This is a genomic window from Paeniglutamicibacter sp. NPDC012692 (assembly GCF_042901625.1).
Lineage (GTDB): Bacteria > Actinomycetota > Actinomycetes > Actinomycetales > Micrococcaceae > Paeniglutamicibacter.
The window spans coordinates 303,359-318,219 of sequence record NZ_JBIBDE010000005.1 but is presented as its reverse complement, the minus strand read 5'-3'; the positions used below and the strand labels follow the sequence as shown (position 1 = coordinate 318,219).

Below are 14,861 nucleotides of genomic sequence, written 5' to 3'. Positions count from 1 at the left end.
CGGCTAGGGTCGTTCGGCGGCCTCGGCACTGTATACGAGGTTTTCCGAAGCCCTGCCTTGGGCCCAAGCCACGACCTGTCGCTTAAGCAGCTTCGTCATTCGCGGCAGGAACGCCTCCGTGTTTCCGCCGTTGTGCGGAACGACCAGCGCGTTCGGCAGACCCCAGATCGGGTGGCCTTCCGGAAGCGGCTCGGGGTCGAAGACGTCGGAGGCGCAACGCAGGCGCCCGGTCGCCAGTTCCGCCACCAGCGCGTCGGTGTCGACCACCGGGCCGCGGGCCACGTTGACGACGACCGCATCGTCGGGCAACGCGGCCAGCAGCCGGGCATCCACCAGGTGGTGGGTCGATGCGTTGTGCGGAACGATAAGGATCAGGACCTCGATCGACGACGCACGCGAGTGCAGGTCGCCAATGGCATGGATCTCGCCGTGTTCGTCGGTGCGGGCACGTGTGCCGAAGCGGCTGAGCTCAACTTCAAAGGGCACCAGCCGCTTGCGGATTTCCTCGCCGATGCCGCCGACACCCACGATTGCCACCTTGCGGTCAGCCAGTCCGGGCCAGCGTCGCGGATTCCAATGGCTGGCGGCCTGGTCCCGCACCGATTCCCCGATTCCCCGCAGCGAGGCGATGGCCAGCCCGACGGCCAGCTCGGCGGTGGATGCGGCATGCACACCGTGCGCCGTAGCCACGGACACGTTTGGCCCGACCAACTCGCGGATCCCGTCGAATCCCGTGGTCTGGGTCTGCACCAGCTTGAGGTTCGGCGCCGTTTTCACGGCTTCAAGCTCGGAGAACTTGGCCATGTAGGGAAAGACGGCAATCTCGATGTCTTCAAGGCGCACGCCCACGGGATCGCTTTCGAAGTCCCAAAGGCCGGCCACGATCCCTTCGGGTAATGGACCGACGGCCGCCAGGAGTTCTTCGCTGGGAAAAGTTACAACGGTGCTCTGCTTCATGACCTTGAGCCTAGGTCGATCGGGGTGCCCGCCCCAAAGGAACACGCTTCGGCGACGCAACAATCCATTCCGGAGCAAAAATCGCACTCTGCCTTCATAACACCCCATTTCAGAGTCGATTTTGTGACCTCGCTCGCAAAAGGCCATTTCGATTTGCATTCCCCCGCCAAGCTGGTATTGTTTCATGTCGTTGCAGAGCGCAGGAGTTACAAACTCCGGCGAAAACAACAGCCGCACCTCTAGCTCAATTGGCAGAGCAACTGACTCTTAATCAGTAGGTTCCGGGTTCAAGTCCCGGGGGGTGCACAGCAAAGAAGGTCCGATTCGCAACTGCGAATCGGACCTTCTGCTTTTCCCGGATGCAACGCCCCCAAGGCGGTCCACCACCACATGGGACAAACCCTGGCCAGCTCGGCGCCGGCTAGATCGGCCCACCGATACCCGGGATTCGCCGCCAGGACCCACTCGATCGTTGGAGCAAGTCGGATGCGGCGTGCGCAACCGAAAAAAGCTGGTATAGTTTCATGTCGTTGCAGAGCGCGGGAGTTACAAACTCCGGCAAAAACAACAGCCGCACCTCTAGCTCAATTGGCAGAGCAACTGACTCTTAATCAGTAGGTTCCGGGTTCAAGTCCCGGGGGGTGCACAGCAAAGAAGGTCCGGTTCGCAACTGCGAATCGGACCTTCTGCTTTTCCCCGAACACGGTCCGGTTCCACGGGACGTGTTCCGGAACCGGGCCGCAAGGCGTTACTGCATCCACGGCTTCCTCATTTTGAAGGGATAGGCGTAAATTCGTGTCCCAACGCCTTGGATACGCCCACAAAAACGCGCGTCGCCGGGGCCGAGCACGGCAGCTCACCCGGATTGTCGCTCAACGTGGGCGACTCTGCGCATCCACCCGAAGAAATGTCGCTGTTGACCATGACCACCACCGAGGTGTCAGTGGTGGTGTCGTAGTACAGAGCCGTGTTGAAACCGGGCAACTCCCCCGTGTGCCCCACCCATCCACCAATGCAGCCCAAGGCAAGGCCGTAGCCCGCCGGAACCGGGAACGACTTGAGCCGCTCAATTTGGGTCTCCGGCGAGAGCAGTCCCTGTCCGGTGCCCAGCGCCCGGTCATACGTCAACAAGTCCTCGACCGTAGAGATCAAGGCCCCGGCGGCGCCGGCGAAAGTCGGTGTCCAGTTTGTGGCGTCGACTGGCTCCTTCAGCGGCTCCAGGCCCTGAAGCGTATACCCGCGCGGATGGGGGCTCGGAATCGCGTCCGAGTCACCCGGCCAACTGGTGTTCGCCATGCCCAACGGCACCAGGATCCGCTGCTTCAGAACCTCCGGGAACGACTGTCCGGTCACCTTTTCAATCACCGTTCCCAGCAGGATCGTGTTGGTGTTGGAGTAGTTGAACTTCTCCCCCGGGGCAAACAGTGGCGAGGCCGAAACTCCGTATGCGATGAGCTCATCCGTGGTGAACTTGCCCGTGGGATCGCCGAAGTAGCGCTTCAAGAAATCCTCGGTGTAAAAACTGGACACGCCGCTGGTCATGTTCGCCAGCATGCGCAGGGTGATCCGCTCGCCGTTGGGAATGCCGGGGTGGTACTTGCCGATCGGATCATCGAGGTCGAGCTTGCCCTCTTCTGCCAATTGGAGCAGCAATGTGCCGGTGAACGTCTTGGTGACGGATCCGATGCGGGTATGCATGTCAGTCGTCATCGGCTCATCCGTCGTCGGATCCGCCAGCCCATAGGCTGCCGTCCAGATGCCTTCCGGTGTGCGCACGCCAACAATCGCCCCCGGTGCCGCTGCATTCTTAAACGCAGCCTCCGCACCCGAGTCGAGAGCCGCGGCCACGGATTCCGGCAGGGCGCCCGAAGCACCCGGCGCGGCCTTCACCACGGCGGTCGGGTCCTCCACGCACTGCCCGGCACTGGCGTCCGGGCTTGGCGTTGGGATTGGTGTTGAGCCTCCCGGTTCCACACTTGACGGACTCGGTGTCGGTACAGAACCTGACGCACAACCAGTCAATAGCAAGGCGAGAACTGCGCCAGCTGCCAGCTTTCCCGTGAAAAACGCTGAATTCTTCATGAGTGCACCTACTTCCCTAGTTCCCGCGAGTTGAAAAGGTTCGAGCCGGAGAACGACTTTCCTGCGGTATCCCCGTCAGGAGTTGCCGAAAGGAACATGACATCAAGCGCGTTTACACCTCCGGGACCGCGGCCGACGTAGTGGCCGCGTGAGGAGTGCTTTACGCAGGGCGAAAGTGGAATATCCGCCGTTGATTCCAGGCTGATGCAGCGACCTGGGTTTTCGATCCCGCGCGCCTTGGCAATAATCACCGCGACATGACGCGACATCGCCAGGTCCTGACTTGGAACAATCCCCGCTGCGGTTTCCGGTTGAATGCAGTGGGCGACGATGCCGTGGCGGTCGCCGTGAAACCGTGGACTGTGGTGAACAACAGTGTCTTCATCCCGGGCCCTCTGATCTTCAAGAACACCTGATTTGTCACACTCTTCCAGTAGATCAATGATCCCTGGGCATGTCGAGGACAGCGCGCGTTTTCACCAACCAGCTGAGCCCTTGAAGAACTGCAATTTGACGCCTCAATTCACCACGTCTTGCTTGGAGTGATGGAATCATTGCCCACGCACCTGCCCCCTGCTCCTTTGAACCAAGGATTTCCCGCCGGTCAACCCAGGCACCGCTCAGGCAGGGACCACATCAGACACTATTCGTCGGCCGCCATTGGCTTCCCGGCTTTGACGACACGTGAACCACTCTTATCCAGCCTCGAGCATTACGGCTTGCCAAGAGGATCAAGACTTGATGCAGTCAAGCGACCCCCCCTGATCCAGTTCGGGTGCAGCCGCGAAGCGGCCGCAGTGCCATTCCGCGCAGGTCATCGAATCACCTGAAGGCTCCATTCATGGCAGCTAACACGTAGGCGTCAGCATCGAACGATGCATGAGCTTCGCCATCGGACCCAATTGTGCCCACCGTCACAAAGCGACTTTCGCGGGAATCGCCCGGAAATTGCGGGCAAACCCTCCGAAACCACAGGAATAACCGCGAATTTCCGCGAAGTTTTGCTGCAAGGGCGAACCCGCACCCCCGATTTTATTTCCGGACCAGTTTCTGGTTATGATTGTCTGCGTCGCAAGGACGGGTTCCGCACGGAGCGCTGACCGAAACGGCATAATGCACCTCTAGCTCAATTGGCAGAGCAACTGACTCTTAATCAGTAGGTTCCGGGTTCAAGTCCCGGGGGGTGCACAGTGAGAAAGGCTCGATCTGTTTCGACAGATCGAGCCTTTTGTTTTATCCAAGACCTGCACCCGGCGCTTCCTTAGCGCGAGACCCCGCGCGGAGCCAGCCGAAGCCTCACGGTCCCACCGACCTCCAGCCCGCGTGCCCAGGCCCTCAGCGACACCCTACTGGTTGCCGATCCGCGAACGGGCTTCAAGATCAAGGATGACGGCAAGGTTCTGATCCTTGGTATCACCAACGCCACAACTCACCCAGCAGGCCATCAGCCCACTTCACCGGCCGTCGTTGCGGATGGCGGCGCGCACCCGCGCGGAACGCGATCCAATGCGGTTTGTCGATCCGGTACGGTGCGCCCGCGCCTTTTGGTCCTCATGGGTGCCCGAAGCGCCGGATGCGGCAAAGGCAACGCGTTGGGAAACCAGCGCCTCGGGCAGTGCAAATCCCATGGACGCGGTGTCCCGCTTGTTCTTGGACATGAAAACAGACATGAAAACGGCCCTAACATTAGTGATTGAATTCCATCAATCACTAATGTTAGGGCCAACGGGAGTCATCTCCCAAGCCTTCATGCGAACAGACTTATGCGAAAAGCTCCTCGCGCGCACCCATGGCGCCGCGGGCAAGCCATGCCACATCCGAATGCAGGGCGATGAACTCTGCCCCCTGTTCCCTGTACCAGCGGGCGTCGTCGACGCTCACGGCAAAGGCGCCGACGGCCTTGCCTTCGGCCCGCGCCGCCGCGATGATGCGGGCAATTCCCCCGCGCACGACCGGGTGGGTGGGCTGGCCCAGTAGGCCCAAGCTGGCCGAGAGGTCCGCGGTTCCGATGAAGAGGCAATCGACCCCGTCAACAGCGGCGATGGCCTCCACGTTTCCCAGTGCTTCAGCTGATTCGATCTGCACGATGGTGCATGCCTGGCCGTTGGCGCCGTTGACGTACTCGGGATCAAGCCCGTAGGTTCCCGCGCGCACCAGCCCTGCCACCCCGCGGCGCCCGCCGTTCTCCCCGTCGGGGAATCGCATGGCCTGCACCGCCAATTCCGCATGCTCCGCCGTATTGACGTTCGGGACGATGATGCTCTGGCAGCCGATGTCCATGGCGCGCTTCACGAGCACCGGGTCGAGTTCCGCGATGCGGATGAGCGCCTCGGAGCGGGCCCCCGATTCGCGTGCGGCACCGAGTGCGCGCAGCTGCTCGGTCGCGCTTTGCGGATCGTTCGGCGCGTGCTCCAGGTCGATGACCAGCCAATCAAAGTCGCAATGGGCCATCACCTCGGCGACAGCCGGGGAGCCCAGCGTGAGCCAGGCTCCTACCGTCGGGGTGTGATCGAGCAATGATTGCTTTACCGCGTTCGTGCGCACTGCGTGGACTCCTTGTTGGGGGTGAAATAGGTGTTGGACTAGTTGGTCAGTCGCTCGTGAAGCTGTCCCAGCAGCTTCTCGGTGAACGAATCCTGCTTGGATTCGGCCAGGCACAGCAGCGTTTCGGTCCGCTGGAGGGTGGGAATCTGCCAGATGCGGTTGAGCAGGATCTCGGTCAGGTGCTTGTGGTTCCTGACCCTCAGCCGGACGAGAAGGTCGTAGGAGCCGGAGACCACGTTGATGTCCTCAACCTCCGCCAGCTCGGTCAACGAATTCATCAACAGGCCGATATCGGTTCCGGTGACCGCCACGACCGGCAGGTAGACGACCATGGGGTAGCCCAATCGGGCCCAGTCGACGCGCACCGTGTACTGCTGCAACACCCCGACGCGTTCAAGCCGGGCGATGCGCTCCCCCACGGCCGGGGCCGACATGTTCACCAGGCGGGCCAGCGTGCGCTGGGACTGGCGGGCGTCGGCAGCGAGATGCTGAAGCAGCGCCACATCCACCGCGTCGAAATGCTCCTCGTCGGGCACTGGGCGAATCGCCTGGCTCAGCCCGCCCAGCGGCGCCTGACCCGGATCCGATGCCGCCTGAATTTGCCCAGTACTGCCCTGAACTCCGTCCACGGACTCCACCTTTCCTCGCACCCTACGACAGGGCGACACCTGAACTTTACATATGAAAGGTGAACAGTTTCAAGACTTTTCAAATAGTGAGATAGGAAGCAAATTCTCTTGACACACGCATCCGAGCTGTCGCAAGGTTGTTCGTATCAGCGCGGCGGCACTCCCACCCGTTCGCCGCAACCAGCGCCATGGCCACCGTTCCAGGCCATGGACGGAAGGAAACACCAGCAATGTCATTCCCCTCGGCCCCCACCGAATGGGACCTGCGGGCCCGCACCCAGGTTCAACAGCTCCGCTCCTCGGCCATCCGAGAAGTGGCCAATGCCGCCATCGGAACCGAAGGCGTACTGCCGTTCTGGTTCGGAGAACCGGACGAGCCGACTCCCCAGGACATCCGCGACGTCGCCACAAGCGAAATCAACGCCGGAAACGTGTTCTACGTGCAAACCCTGGGCACCAACGCCCTGCGCGAGTCCCTGGCCAACTACACCCAGCGCCTGCACGGCCGCGGTTCGGTCGACCAGATCGCCGTCACCAGCTCCGGGACGTCCGCCCTCATGACGGCGGTCCAGGCGATCGTCGGCGCCGGCGACCACGTGGTTGCCGTGACGCCGCTGTGGCCCAACCTGGTGGAAATTCCCAAGGTGCTCGGCGCCCGGGTCGACACCGTTTCACTCGACTTCAAGGCCGAGGGCTGGAGCCTCGACGTGCAAAAGCTGCTTGATTCCCTCACCAAGGACACGCGGGCGCTGTTGCTGAACTCTCCGAACAACCCGACGGGCTGGGTCATCGATGTCGAGGACCAGCGCACCATCCTGGAACACTGCCGCCGGCACGGGATCTGGATCATTTCCGACGACGTGTACGAGCGCTACTACTTCGAGGGCTCCAGCGCCCCCACCTTCCTGGACATCGCCGACGAGAACGACCGCGTCATCAGCTGCAACTCGTTCTCCAAGACCTGGCTCATGACCGGTTGGCGCATCGGCTGGATCGTGGCGCCCAAGGCGACGCTACCGGAAATCGGCAAGCTCCTGGAATTCTCCACGACCTGCACCCCGGGATTCGTCCAGGCCGCCGCCAACCATGCCGTCAACCACGGCGAACCGCTGATCGAGCGCACCGTGGCCCGCCTCAAGGTGGCGCGCGACCACCTCTCCACCCAGCTTTCCACCGTGCCCGGCATCGAGTTGGCGGCCCCGGCGCCCGGCGCCATGTACAGCTTCTTCAAGGTCACCGGCGTCACCGACTCGCTGGCCTTCTGCCGCGACCTGATCCACGAAACCGGGCTCGGCCTGGCACCCGGCGTTGCCTTCGGCCCCGAGGGCGAGGGCTACCTGCGCTGGTGCTTCGCCAGCGAACTCTCCCGCATCGACGACGGGGTGGCGCGCATGCGCACCTACATGGAGCGGACCGCACGATGAGCCCGGAATATCCGTATCCGCGCAGCGTGCCCTGGCTGGGCACGCTGATCTCCTTCGACACCACCAGCCGCGGGTCGAACATGGCGCTGATCGACCACGTCGGGGGCCACCTTCGCGGCCTGGGGCTGGACCCGTTGGTCGTCCCTTCCAGCCAGGCGGGCAAGGCCAACCTCTTTGTCACGCTGCCGGCGTCCGACGGCTCCACCAACGGAGGGATCATGCTCTCGGGGCACACCGACGTGGTGCCGGTCGACGGCCAGGACTGGCACTCCGACCCCTTCGCCGCGCGGGTGGAGAACGGCAGGCTCTACGGCCGCGGCGCCAGCGACATGAAGGCCTTCAGCGCCGCGGTGCTGGAAATGCTCCCGGACTTCCTGGCCCGGCCGCTGGGCGTGCCCGTGCACCTGGCACTGACCTGCGACGAGGAGGTCGGCTGCCTGGGCGCCGTCGAACTGCTGGCCGAGCTCACCAAGCGCGGCATCCGTCCCGACAAGTGCATCGTGGGCGAACCGACCATGATGCGCGTGATCTCCGCCCACAAGAGCAGCAACCTCTACCGGCTGCACTTCAAGGGCGTCGCAACCCATTCCTCGCTGACCCCCTCGGGGGTCAACGCCATCGAATACGCGGCCCGGGCGATCGCCTTCATCCGCTCCATCGCCGACGGGCACCGCACCGACGGGCCCTTCGACCATGACTTCGACGTCCCCTTCACCACCGCGAGCGTCGGAAAGATCTCCGGCGGCGTGGCGGTGAACACGGTTCCCGAGCACTGCGTCGTCGATTTCGAGTTCCGCACCATCCCCGCGGACGACCCGGCCCTGGTCATCGCCCGCATCCGCGACTACCTGGACCGGGAACTGGTTCCCGCCATGCGGGCGGAGAACCCCGCGGCCGGCGTCGAGCTCGAGGAGGTCGCCGTGGTCCCCGGGCTCAGCCACCTCGGGGCCAAGGACACCGAGGAGCTGACCCGCCGGCTGCTCGGATCGACCACCAGCGACAAGGTCGCCTACGCGACCGAGGCCGGCATCTTCCAGCAGGCCGGCATCGACACGGTGATCTGCGGGCCGGGCGACCTGGCCCAGGCCCACACCGCCAACGAATTCATCGAGCTGTCCCAGATCGCGGCGCTCGAGGCCTTCCTGCTCGACCTCGCCGCCGAACTCCAGCGCGACGCCTGATCCAGGGCGCCACGCACCGCCCCACGGCTTCACCCACTCCCATTCACCGCACATCCCGTTTCTGGAGAGACCATCATGATTGATCAATCACGCTCCACCCTCCTTCGATCCCCCGAGCTCGAACGCAAGCGCAAGGACGCCCGCAAGGCGGTCGTCGCGGCCTCCATCGGCAACGGCCTGGAATGGTTCGACCTGGTTGTCTACGGCACGTTCGCCGTCACCATTTCCAAGCTGTTCTTCCCCACCACCGACGAAAACTCCTCGCTGCTCCTGGCCTTCGCCTCCTTCGGCGTCTCCTTCCTGATGCGCCCGCTCGGCGCCATCATCATCGGACGCTACGCGGACAAGGCGGGCCGCAAGGCCGGGCTCATGCTCTCGATCGTGCTGATGTTCATCGGCACCCTGCTCATCGCCACGGCCCCCACCGCGGCGACGATCGGCGTTGCCGCATCGATCATCATCCTGACGGCACGCCTCCTGCAGGGCTTCTCGGCCGGCGGCGAATTCGCCTCCGCCACCGCGTTCCTCATCGAGTACGCCCCCGACCGCAAGGCCTTCTACGGCAGCTGGCAGGTTGCCACCCAGGGTGCCGCGATCCTGCTGGCGGGCCTCTTCGGTTTCGTGCTGAACAACTACCTCTCCACCCAGTCCCTCGAATCGTGGGGCTGGCGCATCCCGTTCATCTTTGCCCTGGCCATCGGCCCGGTCGGCTGGTACATCCGCACCAAGATGGAGGAAACCCCCGAGTTCCTCGCCACCGAAACCTCCAAGGCCCCGCTGACCGAGGCCTTCGTGGCAAACCGCGGCCGCCTCTGGGCAGTCGTCGGCGTCGTGGCGCTGTGCTCGGTGGCCAACTACCTGGCGCTGTACATGCCGACCTACGCCATCGTGAACCTCGAAATGACGAAGTCCGCCGCATTTGTTTCGACGCTGATCTTCGGCAGCGTCATGGCGGTCTGCGCCCCCTTCATCGGGGCGCTCGCTGACAAGGTCGGCGCCGCACGCATCATGACCTTTGCGGCCATCGGCACCCTGGTTGTCGCACTTCCGCTGTTCATCCTGCTGGTCAACGTCCCGACCATCGCGACCATGATCGGCATCGAGCTGGTCTTCGGCTTCCTGGCCACCGCGTACTTCGCGCCCCTGCCGGCATTGCTTGCGGCAATCTTCCCGCCACAGATCCGGACCACCGGCATGTCGCTGGGCTACAACATCGCCGTGACCGTTTTCGGCGGATTCGCGCCGTTCATCCTCACCTGGCTGATCGCCGGCACCGGCTCGCTGTTGGCCCCCAGCTTCTACCTGCTGGCCATCGCCGCGGTCTCCCTCTCCAGCCTCGTGGTCGTCCGCAAGGTCTACAACCAGGGCTGAGCCGGTCCCCCGCCGTCCGGATTCATCCGATCCTGATTCCCCCGGCGGCATCGAGCCCGGTGCGGCGTTGCCCGTGGACACCCCCTTGGTCCACGGGCAACGCCGCACCTTTGCCTCCGCCGCCTTTTCGCCCGGCCGCCTTCCGACGTGTTGTCCATCGAATTGTCCGCCGAAGGCCGGGCCCAGCGGCCCGAGGCAACAAAACAATTGCGGCTTCGATAGGCTCGTAGCCAAGACCATCGACTTTCCGGGCTGCCTCGCCGCGCCACGGAACCACAACGTAGGGAGCACCCACCACCATGAGCGAGAACGCAACGACCGAAGCCATCCGCCTGGCGGCCGGCGACGCCGCACCGGATTTCACCCTGCCCGACGCCAACGGCGAAGACCTTGCACTGGCCTCGCTGCGCGGCAAGAAGACCATCGTGTACTTCTACCCGGCAGCATCCACGCCCGGGTGCACCAAGCAGGCCTGCGACTTCCGCGATTCGCTTGAATCGCTCCTGGCCGCCGGCTACCAGGTCGTCGGCATCTCCCCCGACGCACCGGCCAAGCTCGCCAAGTTCGCGGCCAAGGAGGAACTCGGCTTCCCGCTGCTTTCCGACGAGGACCACGCCGTCGCTGCGGCGTACGGCGCCTGGGGCGAAAAGAAGAACTACGGCCGCGTCTACGAGGGCCTGATCCGCTCCACCTTCGCCCTCGACGAGCACGGAATCGTCGAGGTTGCGCAATACAACGTGCGTGCCACGGGACACGTTGCCAAACTCCGTCGTGATCTGGGACTCGATCCGAAGTAAGTTTCGCCCACAGCCCAAAAGTGGAAAAATCGGCCGCCGGAATCCGCTACACTGATTCATGCTGAACCACGAGAGTGGTTGCGGCCTTGCGAGCGTGGCGAAATTGGCAGACGCGCTGGATTTAGGTTCCAGTGTCTTCGGACGTGGGGGTTCAAGTCCCCCCGCTCGCACAAATCGCCGAAGGGCATTTCATCCCCTCAGGCACCCAGGCAAGGCCCCCGGATATTTCCGGGGGCCTTGCTCGTTAGTACTGTGCAGGGGCCCGACGACGTCGGCGCCCAAACCACTTGAAGGAGTCCCAGGTGCCCACGCCGCCGCCATTCCCAGTTTCGGCAGCCGCCTCGCGCCGCGCATTCCTTGCCGGAGGACTCGGGGTCGCCGCACTGGCACTGGCCGGTTGCGTACCCGACAAGGCCCCCGGGCCGACGACTTCCCCCACCGGCACCCCGGCCCCGGCCGTGAAGAAATTCCGCCTCGGCACGGCGGCCAACCCCGCGACGCTGGACCCCGCGGTCTCCGGCGACAACGAAACCTTCCGCATCACCAGGCAAATCTTCGAGGGCCTCATCGGGGTCGACCGCGAAACCGGCGCACCAATCCCGCTGCTTGCCACCGACTGGATCTCCAGCCCGGACCGCCTGCAGTACACCTTCATCCTGCGCCGGGACGTGAAATTCCACGACGGCACCGACTTCAACGCCGAGGCAGTGGTCGCCAACTTCCAGCGCTGGGCCGCGCTGCCGAAGGACGCCAAGGCCGACTCCGACCAGGGCTTCAACCAGGTCTTCAGGTACAGCGAATCGCTGCCCAAGTTGCCCGACTCCATCCCCGCTCCGAAACCCGTCAAGGGAACCGACGGCCAGGAAACCGTGGATCCGCAGCTGGAGGCCGCGCACCTGGCCGAGGTGCAGCGCCTTGAAAACCTGCGCGAGCAGCTGAAGTCGAACCCGTTCATCGGAGCCAGCACCGGGGCAAGCGCCAGCTACTTCGGGTCGATCAAGACCGCCGGGACCCACACCGTCGTGCTGACGCTGCGCCGACCCATCACCGGGCTGATCGAGGCCCTGACCCTGCCGGGGCTGGCGATCGCCTCCCCCAAGGCCCTAGCCGCGGCGGCAACGGACTCCGGGCATGTCTCGTCGTTGTCCACCCACCCGGTGGGCACCGGCCCCTATGCCTTTGCCTCGTGGGACGACAACACCGTCGAGGTGGCCCGCTTTGACGAATACTGGGACGCTGCGGCCTTTGCCGGCAACCCCGAGGCACCGACTCTGGTCTCCTTCCGCGAAACCAGCACCCCGGCCAAGCGCCTGGGCGAGCTGCGCCGCGGCGACATCGACGGCTTTGACATGGTCACCGTCACGGGCCTGCGCGAACTTGTCCGCGAGGGCAAACTGATCGTGCAGCGGGACCCGTTCTCCGTCGCGTACATGGGCATGAACCAGCAGAACAAGTGGCTCGCAAAGCCCGAATTCCGCCAGGCGGTCGCGCACAGCATCGACAGGCAGAAGATCATCGACGCCTACTACATTTCCGGGACCAAGGAAGCGCGCGGCTTCCTGCCGGCCTCCCTGGGCGTCAAGCCATCGGACACCTACTTCGGCCCCGACCTGCAACGGGCGAAGGCGCTGTTGGTGGAGGCCGGCTACGACGGTTCGCCCATCCCGTTCCTGTACCCGCTGAACATCTCCCGCGCGTACCTGCCGCTGCCCGAACTCATCTACGCGGAGCTCTCCCGCCAGCTCGCGACCGCGGGCATCGTCATCGAACCAATCCCGATGGACTGGACGGACGGTTACGTCAGCCGGGTGCGTTCGGGCACCACCGCCGGGTTGCACCTGTTGGGCTTCAATGGCGGCTACCGGGATCCCGATGACTTCCTCGGCGGGATCTTCTCCGACACGAACAAGCAGTTCGGGTACAACTCGCCGATCCTGCAGGCGCAGATCCTCCTGGCCCGCTCGATCCCCGGCGGGGAGGAACGGGTCAACGCGTACCAGGACATTTCGCGCACCCTGGCCGAGGATCTGCCCGCGCTGCCGCTGGTGTTCCCCATTTCCGGGCTGGCGTTCAACGACACCGTCCGGAATTATCCATCGTCGCCGGTGCTTGATGAAGTTTTCTCCGACGTGAAACTGAACAACAAGTGACGAAGTAGTCAAGACCCCAATTTCTTGGAGTCGGAGCCACCGCGCTATTCTTGGCTGGAGTCTAGAAGAACTTTCAACGGAGATAGCCTGTGCCTTCTGAAGCCACCAGTCAATCATTTGACGTCGTTCTAATCGGCGCCGGTGTCATGAGCGCAACGCTCGGAACCCTGATCAAGCAGTTGGAGCCGGGGTGGAGCATTGGACTTTTCGAAAACCTGGATCAGGCAGGCCTTGAGTCTTCGTCCCCCTGGAACAACGCCGGCACCGGCCACTCGGCCCTGTGCGAGCTGAACTACACCGCCGCATCCGCCGACGGGTCGGTTGACCCGACCAAGGCCATCGGCATCAACGAGCAGTTCCAGGTCACGCGCCAGTTCTACTCCCACTTGGTGCAGAACAAGCAGGTCGGCGACGCCTCGACCTTCATCAACCCGCTGCCGCACATGAGCTTTGTCATCGGCGACGAGCACGCGGACTACCTCAAGACCCGCTACGAGGCGCTGAAGCCACACGAGCTGTTCAACGAGATCGAGCACACCGAGGACCTGGACACCATCGAGTCCTGGACCCCGCTGGTTGCCCGCGGCCGCGACGGCTCGCAGCGCGTTGCAGCGTCACGCGTCGCCTCCGGCACGGACGTCGACTTCGGCTCGCTGACCCGCCAGATGACCGAGAACCTCGCCGTCACCGGCGTCGACGTCAACTACGGCCACAAGGTCAAGGGCATCAAGCGCGACGGCGCCGGCTGGACCCTGACGGTCAAGAACAACGCCACCAAGGCCAAGCGCACCGTCAACGCCAAGTTCGTCTTCGTCGGCGCCGGCGGCGGCGCCCTGGGCCTGCTGCAGAAGGCCGGTATCGAGGAAATCAAGGGCTTCGGCGGCTTCCCCGTCTCCGGCCAGTTCCTGCGCTGCACCGATGAGACCGTCATCGACCAGCACCATGCCAAGGTCTACGGCCAGGCCTCGGTCGGCGCCCCTCCGATGAGCGTTCCGCACCTCGACACCCGCTTTGTCGACGGCAAGCGCTCGCTGATGTTCGGCCCGTACGCCGGCTTCTCCACGAACTTCCTGAAGACTTCCTCGCTGTGGGATCTTCCGCTGTCGATCCGCCCGCACAACATCATCCCGATGCTGGCCGTGGGCAAGGACAACATGTCGCTGACCGCCTACCTGATCAAGGAGGTGCTCAAGTCGCGTGCGAAGAAGGACGATGCACTGCGCGAGTACTTCCCTGAGGCCACCGGCGAGAAGTGGGAACTGATCACCGCCGGCCAGCGTGTCCAGGTCATCAAGAAGGACGCCAAGAAGGGCGGTGCCCTGCAGTTCGGCACCGAGGTCATCACCTCCGCCGACGGCACCATCTCCGGCCTGCTCGGCGCCTCGCCGGGCGCTTCGACGGCCACCCCGATCATGATCGGGCTGCTGGGCCGCTGCTTCCCGAAGCAGTTCTCAGGCTGGGAGTCCAAGCTCAAGGAAATCATTCCGTCCTACGGCGTGAAGCTCAACGAGAACCCGTCGCTTTACGCCGAGGTTCGCGCCGAGACCGACAAGGTCCTGAAGCTGGCCTAGTCTTCACGGCCGGTTGAACTCCGGCCACTGAGCACGCAACACCGGCAAATGCCCGGTTCACATGCCCTTCCCCCACTTGGTGGGGCGGGCGGTGAACCGGGCATTTGCGGTTTCGAGCCCGGATCGCTTTCCCCCAAACCCCGAAAAACCTTGTA

Annotated in this window: 12 protein-coding genes and 4 tRNA genes; 10 read left to right on the top strand and 6 right to left on the bottom strand. The window is 63.9% G+C overall.

All coding sequences use genetic code 11. The annotated features are described in order from the left end of the window. Positions 1–3 precede the first annotated feature (3 nt). Positions 4–957 carry a 2-hydroxyacid dehydrogenase gene (locus ACFY5D_RS17710; protein ID WP_387532856.1) on the bottom strand — a complete coding sequence of 318 codons (954 nt, stop codon included), beginning with the start codon at positions 955–957 and terminating at the stop codon, positions 4–6. Positions 958–1,190: 233 nt separating this feature from the next. Here ACFY5D_RS17710 and ACFY5D_RS17705 point away from each other — a divergent pair. Together ACFY5D_RS17705 and ACFY5D_RS17700 are read left to right on the top strand one after the other, a co-directional pair. Beyond that, a tRNA-Lys gene (locus ACFY5D_RS17705) sits at positions 1,191–1,263 on the top strand. Between the two features lie 267 nt (positions 1,264–1,530). Beyond that, positions 1,531–1,603 (top strand) — tRNA-Lys (locus ACFY5D_RS17700). A 122-nt stretch (positions 1,604–1,725) separates the two neighbouring features. On the opposite strand, the gene ACFY5D_RS17695 is transcribed toward ACFY5D_RS17700, so the two are convergent. Beyond that, entirely contained in the window at positions 1,726–3,039 is a 1,314-nt protein-coding gene (locus tag ACFY5D_RS17695) for a serine hydrolase domain-containing protein (RefSeq protein ID WP_387532853.1), read from the bottom strand. 8 nt (positions 3,040–3,047) lie between these two features. Then, on the bottom strand, positions 3,048–3,308 hold the full coding sequence (locus ACFY5D_RS17690) for a hypothetical protein (protein ID WP_387532850.1): 261 nt from the start codon (positions 3,306–3,308) through the stop codon (positions 3,048–3,050). 846 nt (positions 3,309–4,154) lie between these two features. Between ACFY5D_RS17690 and ACFY5D_RS17685 the strand changes: the two genes are divergently transcribed. Continuing rightward, a tRNA-Lys gene (locus tag ACFY5D_RS17685) sits at positions 4,155–4,227 on the top strand. A gap of 266 nt (positions 4,228–4,493) precedes the next feature. On the opposite strand, the gene ACFY5D_RS17680 is transcribed toward ACFY5D_RS17685, so the two are convergent. The 3 genes from ACFY5D_RS17680 to ACFY5D_RS17670 form a co-directional block, all read right to left on the bottom strand. Beyond that, entirely contained in the window at positions 4,494–4,709 is a 216-nt protein-coding gene (locus ACFY5D_RS17680; protein WP_387532847.1) for a hypothetical protein, read from the bottom strand. A gap of 91 nt (positions 4,710–4,800) precedes the next feature. Continuing rightward, positions 4,801–5,583 carry an HpcH/HpaI aldolase/citrate lyase family protein gene (locus tag ACFY5D_RS17675; protein WP_387532844.1) on the bottom strand — a complete coding sequence of 261 codons (783 nt, stop codon included), beginning with the start codon at positions 5,581–5,583 and terminating at the stop codon, positions 4,801–4,803. Between the two features lie 38 nt (positions 5,584–5,621). Continuing rightward, positions 5,622–6,212: an Lrp/AsnC family transcriptional regulator gene (locus ACFY5D_RS17670; protein ID WP_387532842.1), complete on the bottom strand. Its 591-nt coding sequence runs from the start codon at positions 6,210–6,212 to the stop codon at positions 5,622–5,624. 230 nt (positions 6,213–6,442) lie between these two features. Between ACFY5D_RS17670 and ACFY5D_RS17665 the strand changes: the two genes are divergently transcribed. From ACFY5D_RS17665 to ACFY5D_RS17635, 7 genes are all read left to right on the top strand, one after another. After that, positions 6,443–7,636, top strand: a complete 1,194-nt coding sequence (locus tag ACFY5D_RS17665) for a pyridoxal phosphate-dependent aminotransferase (protein WP_387532840.1) — start codon at positions 6,443–6,445, stop codon at positions 7,634–7,636. After that, the gene (gene argE, locus ACFY5D_RS17660) at positions 7,633–8,817 is read left to right on the top strand and encodes an acetylornithine deacetylase (protein WP_387532837.1); all 1,185 of its coding nucleotides are present in this window, start codon (positions 7,633–7,635) and stop codon (positions 8,815–8,817) included. The genes ACFY5D_RS17665 and argE overlap by 4 nt, the downstream gene beginning before the upstream one ends. 75 nt (positions 8,818–8,892) lie before the next feature. After that, a complete protein-coding gene (locus ACFY5D_RS17655) occupies positions 8,893–10,188 on the top strand; it encodes an MFS transporter (protein ID WP_387532834.1) in 1,296 nt (431 codons plus the stop codon). Positions 10,189–10,487: 299 nt separating this feature from the next. After that, positions 10,488–10,985: a thioredoxin-dependent thiol peroxidase gene (gene bcp, locus ACFY5D_RS17650; protein WP_387532832.1), complete on the top strand. Its 498-nt coding sequence runs from the start codon at positions 10,488–10,490 to the stop codon at positions 10,983–10,985. A gap of 88 nt (positions 10,986–11,073) precedes the next feature. Then, positions 11,074–11,155 (top strand) — tRNA-Leu (locus ACFY5D_RS17645). A gap of 132 nt (positions 11,156–11,287) precedes the next feature. Then, positions 11,288–13,135: an ABC transporter substrate-binding protein gene (locus ACFY5D_RS17640; RefSeq protein WP_387532830.1), complete on the top strand. Its 1,848-nt coding sequence runs from the start codon at positions 11,288–11,290 to the stop codon at positions 13,133–13,135. An 89-nt stretch (positions 13,136–13,224) separates the two neighbouring features. Next, positions 13,225–14,706, top strand: coding sequence for a malate:quinone oxidoreductase (locus ACFY5D_RS17635; RefSeq protein WP_387532828.1), 1,482 nt, complete (start codon positions 13,225–13,227; stop codon positions 14,704–14,706). Positions 14,707–14,861: the final 155 nt, after the last annotated feature.